Below are 7380 nucleotides of genomic sequence, written 5' to 3' on the forward strand. Positions count from 1 at the left end.
CGCCTTTCTACAAACCTGCCAAGGATTCCCCATGTCCCTCGCCCATGGTTATGCCGTGCACGACCAGACCGCGCCGCTGGTGCCGTTCTCCTTTGAACGCCGCCCGGCCGGTCCCGATGACGTGCGCATCGAGATTCTCTTCAGTGGCATCTGCCACTCCGATCTGCATCAGGCCCGTGACGACTGGGGTGGTTCCAAGTTCCCGATGGTGCCCGGCCACGAGATCATCGGCCGCGTGACCGAGGTCGGCGCCAACGTCACCGGCTTCAAGGTCGGCGATTTCGCCGGCGTCGGCTGCATGGTCGATTCCTGCCGCCACTGCGCGGCCTGCGATGAAGATCTGGAGCAGTACTGCGAGAAGGGCGCGACCTTCACCTACAACAGCACCGAGCGCGAGAGCGGCCAGCCGACCTTCGGCGGCTACTCCGACCACATCGTGGTCGAGCAGCGCTTCGTGGTGAAGGTGTCCGAAACGCTCGACCTCAAGGCCGCCGCGCCGCTGCTGTGCGCTGGCATCACCACCTATTCGCCGCTGCGCCACTGGAAGGTCGGCCCCGGCCAGAAGGTCGGCGTGATCGGCCTCGGTGGCCTGGGCCACATGGGCGTGAAGTTCGCCAAGGCGATGGGCGCCACCGTGGTGATGATCACCACCACCCCGGAAAAGGGTGCCGACGCCAAGCGCCTGGGCGCCGATGAAGTGCTGGTCTCGCGTGATCCGGCGCAGATGAAGGCCCATGCGGGCAGCTTCGACTTCCTGCTCAACACCATCCCGGTCAGCCACGACACCAACCCGTACATGTCCCTGCTCAAGCGCGATGCCACCATGTGCCTGGTCGGCGTGCTGACCGAGCTGGATCCGCCGCTGATGGGCGCTTCGGTGATGTTCGGCCGCAAGCACATCACCGGCTCGGCGATCGGCGGCATGGCTGAGACGCAGGAAATGATGGACTTCTGTGCCGAGCACAACATCGTCAGCGACGTGGAAGTGATCGACATCAAGACCGTCAACGAGGCCTGGGAGCGCATGGCGAAGAACGATGTGCGGTACCGCTTCGTCATCGACATGGGCACGCTGGAAAAGGCGGCCTGATCCTTCCACAGGTTCAAGTGAAACATCCCGGAGACACCGCAATACTGTTCGTCTGAGAGGAGCAGTCTTGACACCGAACGGATGATGGGATTTGGAGATCTTCACCGTCCTCGGCGTAGTTGGCCGAGGACGGTGCCCCAGGAGCGCCCCCTCTCCGATCGGAGCTGTGACACCTAGCTGCCGGTTGCCAAGATGCGATCTTCCCATTGTCATCTTCCGCTGACGCGTCGCCACTGGCCTCGCCACTGCTCCCTGGCCCGACTCCCTTGGCGCTTGGCGCTTCTCGCACGATCCGACCCGCCATGGCACCTTTGGCCTTGCTGAAGCAGTTCAGCCACAGGCCTCTCATTGCTGTGCTATCAATGGCACGCCTTGCTTCAAGGCTCTTTCAGGGATTGGAAGGATGCGCAGATTCGGTGGAAGTGCTGGCGGCACGTTTGCTCTCCGCAGAGAAGTGGAGAATTTCTTTCGGAAGCTGAGTGTCGTGGGCGCATGGCTCTTCTGTGTGCTACTGGTCAGCATGACCCTTGTGCCATCTGCACGCGCTCAGACCGTCACCTATATCCATACCGATGCACTCGGTTCGGTCGTTGCCGAATCTGATGCCAATGGCAACGTGATCAAACGCTACGACTATGAGCCCTATGGCGCTGTTGTGGGCGGACAGGTCACGGATGGACCGGGATATACGGGGCATGTGAGCGATGCGGCCACGGGGCTCAGCTACATGCAGCAGCGGTACATGGATCCGCAGTTGGGCAGGTTCCTGTCGGTGGACCCTGTGACGGCGTATGACCAGCCGGTGGGGCAATTCAATCGATACCGATATGCGAACGGCAACCCATATCGCTTTACTGACCCAGATGGGCGTCAAGCGTTGGGAGCACCAAGGGATTTCTACAATCCTGTAACAGCTGAGCAAGCCCAGCAGATTCTCCCAGTGGTTGCCGACTTCACGCCGGTCCTGGGGGACGTCAAAGGTATCGTTGAGGCAATCCAAGCTCCAACACCTGCGAACATTGCCGGGGCGGCAATTGGTCTGATTCCATTGGCCGGTGACGCCGGAAAGGCAGTGTTGAAGCACGGTGACGAAGCCGCGCAACTAGGACGAAAGGTCGCCAGCCAGCACAAGGCTTCTGGAACCATCTATGTCGATTCCAAGGGAAACGCGATCCCGACACCTCCAGGCGGAAGAATTGAAGGATCTCCAGATGGCCGCTTCGTTCAAGCGAAAGGCCCCGACGGCCAGCCTACTGGAGTGCGTATTGATGGAGGACATAAACCATCAACCCATCCCGATCCCCGAGCGCAGCAGCCGCATGGCCATGTGCCAGGTGTAACCAATGCCGATGGAACCCCTTGGCTTCCCGTAAAGCAATGAGTAAGGAGTGCGTGGAACATGGATAGCGAGGCAGAACTCATCCAGATGACGAGGCTTGTCAGAGAATTTGCACTCGGCGCTGTCAACGCCCAGAGCTTCATCGACACGTACTCTAATTTTTACTACTACGAGGCGTTGGACGGCCACGAGGTTTCAAGTGCAATACATGCGGAAGATAGGGTTCGGCTAGGTCCGGCTATCGAATTGCATCGCCGAATCCAAGAGGAAGTCGTGAACAGGATTTCGGTTGATCCGGAGTTTTCATTCGAAGCATTGAAGACGGCAGGGCGACTGACGGCCTCTGAAGCGCGGGAGCTCGCGCTCGAGATCTGTACAGACGTCGGAATTGAAGCTGTCTTGTCGGCGGTAAGGCCTGCCTGACTGGATGGCTGGGCCTGACGGCAGCAACATGATCTGGAACTGACACGTCTGCCTGTCGTGGGGCCACGCAAAGAGCGTGCGGTTCTCCCGTAAGGCCTCGGGCGGACTCTGCCCTCCCCTGAGTTCGTAACGTCCAGGTGGCGTCGAAAATTCCCGACCTTGGTCGTAAGGTGTCACGTGGAAAAACGGCGCTCACCCGGACCGGGCGAGCGCCGTTCTTCCACGGTGGTTTTGCGATCAGTACGCAAATTCCTTGAACACTGGATCGATGTTGCCGCCCCACTCGCCGTGGAAGAGCGCCAGCTTGCGGTCGGCCGGGGTCAACCCGGAATCGACGATCTCCTGCAGCACCTCCAGGAACTTGCTTTCGTCCTGACCGTCGGCATTGCGCGCGGCGCGACGCTTGAGCCCGGCTACCGCGATCTTCAACGCTTCGCGTGACAGATCCAGCACGGTGCCGTTGCGGAACGGCAGCCTCAAGCCATGCTTCGGCACGCCATCGCGCAGAACGTTGCGCTCAACCAGGCTGAAATCGCGGACCAGATCCCACGCGGCATCGAGTGCGGCATCGTCATACAGCAGGCCTACCCAGAACGCGGGCAGCGCGCACAGGCGGCTCCACGGGCCGGCATCGGCGCCGCGCATTTCCAGGTACTTCTTCAGGCGCACTTCCGGGAAGGCGGTGGTCATGTGGTCGGACCAGTCGCGCAGCGTGGGCAGCTGGCCCGGCAGCACCGGCAGCTTACCGACCATGAAATCGCGGAAGCTCTGGCCGCTGGCATCGTGGTACTTGCCATCGCGGTAAGAGAAGTACATCGGCACATCGAGCAGGTAATCCACGTAACGCTCGTAACCGAAACCGTCTTCGAACACGAAGTCGAGCATGCCGGTGCGATCGTTGTCGGTGTCGGTCCAGATGTGCGAGCGGTAGCTCTGGTAGCCGTTCGGCGCGCCCTCGGTGAACGGTGAATCGGCGAACAGCGCGGTGGCGATCGGCTGCAGCGCCAGCGACACGCGGAACTTCTTCACCATGTCCGCTTCAGTGGCGTAATCCAGGTTGACCTGCACCGTGCAGGTGCGCGTCATCATGTCCAGGCCAAGCGTGCCGACCTTGGGCATGTACTCGCGCATGATCTTGTAGCGGCCCTTGGGCATCCACGGCATTTCATCGCGGGCCCACTTCGGCTGGAAGCCCATGCCGAGGAAGCCCAGCTGCAGTTCGCCGGCGACCTGCGCCACTTCATTGAGATGGGTGCCGGTTTCCACGCAGGTCTGGTGGATGGTCTCCACCGCCGCGCCGGACAGTTCCAGCTGGCCGGCCGGCTCCAGCGTCACCGAGGCGTTGTCGCGCAGCAGCGCTATCGTGCGGCCCTCTTCCTGCACCGGATCCCAGCCGAAGCGGGTCAGGCCGTTGAGCAGCGCTTCGATGCCGCGGTCACCGTCGAAGGTGGGCGGGCGCAGGTCATCCAGGCGGAAGCCGAACTTCTCGTGCTCGGTGCCGATGCGCCACTGCGCCTGGGGCTTTTCGCCGGAGGCCAACGTGGCGACCAGTTCATTACGGTCGGTGATCGGCGTCTCGGCGACGTGGCTGGGGCTCGACAAGGGGAGGCTCGCAGAATTCTGGTCAGGGCGGGGATGTGGGGTTCACGCCCCCGCATCGCAAGGGCGCACTATATCGTGGCGTCCCCTGCCGTCGTGTCACCGTGACGGTTTTCAGCATCCTACTGGCATGGGCTTGACGCTGCGCCGGCCCCGCCGCGGCTGCGAGTCATTCCGCTGTTGGCCGCCGCCAGCCCCTACACTGATTCGATGAGCCGATCCCGACATCCGGAAGTACATCGCTCCGACCGTGTCGGCTGGCTGCGTGCCGCGGTGCTCGGCGCCAATGACGGCATTGTCTCGGTAGCCGGCCTGGTGGTCGGCATCGCGGCGAGCGGCGCCTCGGCCGCCACGATCCTGGCCACCGGCATCGCCGGGACCGTGGCCGGTGCGATGTCGATGGCGGCTGGCGAGTATGTTTCGGTGCAGTCGCAGGCCGATACCGAACGGGCCGACCTGGCCGTGGAGAGGCGCGAACTGCACGAAGACCCGCACAGCGAGCTGGAAGAGCTGGCCGCGATCTACCGCCATCGCGGGCTGAGTCCCGGCCTGGCGCGTGAGGTGGCCACCCAGCTCACCGCGCACGACGCGCTGGGGGCACATGCCCGCGATGAGCTGGGCATCACCGAGGAGCTGCGGGCGCGCCCGATGCAGGCGGCCATGGCCTCCGCCGGCGCCTTCGTCAGTGGCGCCGCGTTGCCGGTGCTGACCGCCCTGCTCGCGCCGCATGCTGTCGTCGGCCAGGCCACCACCGTGGTGACGCTGCTGGGGCTGTGCCTGACCGGCACCCTGGCCGCCCATGCCGGCGGTGCCCCACGTCTGCGCGGTGCGGTGCGCGTCACCTTCTGGGGTGCGATCGCGATGGCCGCGGCCGCGCTGGTCGGCCGACTGTTCAACGTGGCGGGCTGAGCGGTGTCCGCGTCGATCGATACGACCTCCTCGCTGCTGGCGACAATGGCCAGCCTGGCTGACTGCCAGCGCGCCGATGGCTACGCCTGCATCACCGCGCGCCGCGAGCATGGCGCCTCCTCCGTGGAGATTCCGCAGCCGCAGTTCGCGATCCTGCTGCAGGGGCGCAAGCAGGTGCGTACCGCGCAGCAATCGCTGGAATTCGCACCGGGCGATCTGTTCCTCATCACCCGGCGCTGCCGCATCGATGTGGTCAACATTCCCGATCCGCATAGCGGCCTCTATCTCAGTGCGATCGTGCCGATGTGTGCCGAGGCGCTCACTGCCGCCCGGGCGCTGTGGAACGAGCCGCTGCCGCAGGCCGGTGATGCACTGGCCAGGCTGCCATTGGTCGAGCATGGGGCGACCCTGCTGCAGTGGCGGCAGGCACTGGAACAAGGCCAATACACCGAAGCACGCTTGGCCCTGGCATCGCTTGCCGTGGCGTTCTGCCGGCGCGGGCACGGCAGCCTGCTGGTTCCCCCCGAACCCAGCCTGGGGGAACGCATCCGCGATCTGATCGCTGCCCAGCCCGAGCGCGATTGGCAGTCACGCGATTTCGAAGCGCAGCTCGGCCTCAGCGGTGCCACGCTGCGGCGGCGCCTGGCCAGCGAGCACTCCAGCGTGCGCGAACTGATCACCGATGCGCGGCTCGCGCATGCCATGAGCCTGCTCTACACCACCCGGCTGCCGTTGAAGACCGTGGCCGCGCGCGTGGGCTACCGTTCGCTGGGCAGCTTCAACAAGCGCTTCGCCGAACGTTACGGGTTGGAACCGGCGGCGATAGGCAACAGCTGAGCGCGAGCGGATCGCGCGGCATTCTGAGCGGAACGCAGCCGACCAGGCGCGCAGCATGGAGGCACCGCGGCGCCGCCGCCCTGTCCGGAACCTGCCATGCCTTTCCCCCGCGTTCGCACGCTCGCCACCGCCGTGTTGCTGGCCGTTGTCGCCAGCCCCGCATGGGCCACCACCACGCACACCCCGCGCGAGCAGGTCCCCGGCGTCTATCACCAGACCATCGGCACGCTGCAGGTCACGGCGCTGTTCGACGGCACGGTCGCACTGGGCCGGCAGGAACTGGTCGGGATCGCCCCCGGGGCAGTCACCCGCCTGCTCGATCACCGCTACGTCCCCGAAGATGGCAAGGGCCTGCAGACGGCGGTCAATGCGTACCTGGTGCAGCAGGGCGATCACCTGACCCTGGTCGACACCGGCACCGCGCAGTGCTTCGGCCCCGGCCTGGGCCAGGTGCTGGGCAACCTGCGCAAGGCCGGCTACGACCCGGCCGAGGTGGATGAGGTGGTGCTGACCCACGCGCACCCGGATCACCTGTGCGGCCTGCTCGATGCGCAGGACAGGATTGCCTACCCGAATGCCACGGTGTGGCTGTCGGCGGCCGATGCCGCGTTCTGGCTGGATCCGGCCAGCGAGGCAACCGCGCCGCAGGGTGTGCGCTTTGCCTTCGCCTTGGCGCGCAAGGCGGTGGCGCCGTATGAAGCGGGCGGGAAACTGAAGCGCTTTGCACCTGGCGACACACTGCCGGCGGGCATCACCGCCTTGGACAGCCACGGTCATACGGTCGGCCACGTGTCTTACCGGATCGATGGCGGCGCCGGCCAGCAGCTGCTGGTATGGGGCGACATCGTGCACTTCCACGCGGTGCAGTTCGCGCAGCCTCAGGCGTCGTTTGAAGCGGACAGCGACCGCGTGGCCGCGATCGCCAGCCGGCGCCGGATGATGGCGCAGGCAGCCGATCAGGGCTGGTGGGTGGCCGGCGCGCACCTGCCGTTCCCAGGGCTGGGGCATGTGCGCCGCGAAGGAGAGGCGTTCGCGTGGGTGCCGGGCGAATTCTCGCCGTTACCGGCGAAATGAGGGGACACGACCGCGCCGTACACCGGGCGTCAGGCGCCTTCGGGTAGTGGGGGCCCCGGGGCGGGGGCCCCGACAGCGAGTGGGACGAGGACCCGCGCCCCGCCCCGCC

At 65.1% G+C, this 7380-nt stretch carries 7 protein-coding genes; 6 read left to right on the forward strand and 1 reads right to left on the reverse strand.

The annotated features are described in order from the left end of the window. The first annotated feature begins 31 nt into the window (after nucleotides 1-31). The 3 genes from ABE472_RS09595 (at nucleotide 32) to ABE472_RS09605 (ending at nucleotide 2852) form a co-directional block, all read left to right on the forward strand. A complete protein-coding gene (locus tag ABE472_RS09595) occupies nucleotides 32-1090 on the forward strand; it encodes an NAD(P)-dependent alcohol dehydrogenase (RefSeq protein ID WP_313209118.1) in 1059 nt (352 codons plus the stop codon). A gap of 403 nt (nucleotides 1091-1493) precedes the next feature. Then, on the forward strand, nucleotides 1494-2471 hold the full coding sequence (locus ABE472_RS09600) for an RHS repeat-associated core domain-containing protein (protein WP_346464291.1): 978 nt from the start codon (nucleotides 1494-1496) through the stop codon (nucleotides 2469-2471). 18 nt (nucleotides 2472-2489) lie between these two features. Continuing rightward, a complete protein-coding gene (locus ABE472_RS09605) occupies nucleotides 2490-2852 on the forward strand; it encodes a hypothetical protein (protein WP_313209116.1) in 363 nt (120 codons plus the stop codon). Nucleotides 2853-3089: 237 nt separating this feature from the next. Here ABE472_RS09605 and ABE472_RS09610 read toward each other — a convergent pair whose 3' ends face one another. Further along, nucleotides 3090-4454, reverse strand: a complete 1365-nt coding sequence (locus ABE472_RS09610; RefSeq protein ID WP_313209115.1) for a glutamate--cysteine ligase — start codon at nucleotides 4452-4454, stop codon at nucleotides 3090-3092. Between the two features lie 207 nt (nucleotides 4455-4661). Between ABE472_RS09610 and ABE472_RS09615 the strand changes: the two genes are divergently transcribed. From ABE472_RS09615 to ABE472_RS09625, 3 genes are all read left to right on the forward strand, one after another. Further along, entirely contained in the window at nucleotides 4662-5360 is a 699-nt protein-coding gene (locus ABE472_RS09615; RefSeq protein ID WP_346464289.1) for a VIT family protein, read from the forward strand. A gap of 45 nt (nucleotides 5361-5405) precedes the next feature. After that, on the forward strand, nucleotides 5406-6197 hold the full coding sequence (locus tag ABE472_RS09620) for a helix-turn-helix transcriptional regulator (RefSeq protein WP_346464313.1): 792 nt from the start codon (nucleotides 5406-5408) through the stop codon (nucleotides 6195-6197). 96 nt (nucleotides 6198-6293) lie between these two features. Next, on the forward strand, nucleotides 6294-7271 hold the full coding sequence (locus tag ABE472_RS09625; protein ID WP_346464287.1) for an MBL fold metallo-hydrolase: 978 nt from the start codon (nucleotides 6294-6296) through the stop codon (nucleotides 7269-7271). Nucleotides 7272-7380 lie beyond the last annotated feature (109 nt).

The organism is Stenotrophomonas sp. TWI809 (assembly GCF_039673205.1).
Taxonomy (GTDB): domain Bacteria; phylum Pseudomonadota; class Gammaproteobacteria; order Xanthomonadales; family Xanthomonadaceae; genus Stenotrophomonas.

Bases quoted from the DNA above. Each gene is read 5' to 3' on its own strand.
- ABE472_RS09600 (WP_346464291.1), top strand. From the start codon at position 1,494: ATGCGCAGATTCGGTGGAAGTGCTGGCGGCACGTTTGCTCTCCGCAGA.
- ABE472_RS09625 (WP_346464287.1), top strand. From the start codon at position 6,294: ATGCCTTTCCCCCGCGTTCGCACGCTCGCCACCGCCGTGTTGCTGGCC.
- ABE472_RS09615 (WP_346464289.1), top strand. From the start codon at position 4,662: ATGAGCCGATCCCGACATCCGGAAGTACATCGCTCCGACCGTGTCGGC.
- ABE472_RS09620 (WP_346464313.1), top strand. From the start codon at position 5,406: ATGGCCAGCCTGGCTGACTGCCAGCGCGCCGATGGCTACGCCTGCATC.
- ABE472_RS09595 (WP_313209118.1), top strand. From the start codon at position 32: ATGTCCCTCGCCCATGGTTATGCCGTGCACGACCAGACCGCGCCGCTG.
- ABE472_RS09605 (WP_313209116.1), top strand. From the start codon at position 2,490: ATGGATAGCGAGGCAGAACTCATCCAGATGACGAGGCTTGTCAGAGAA.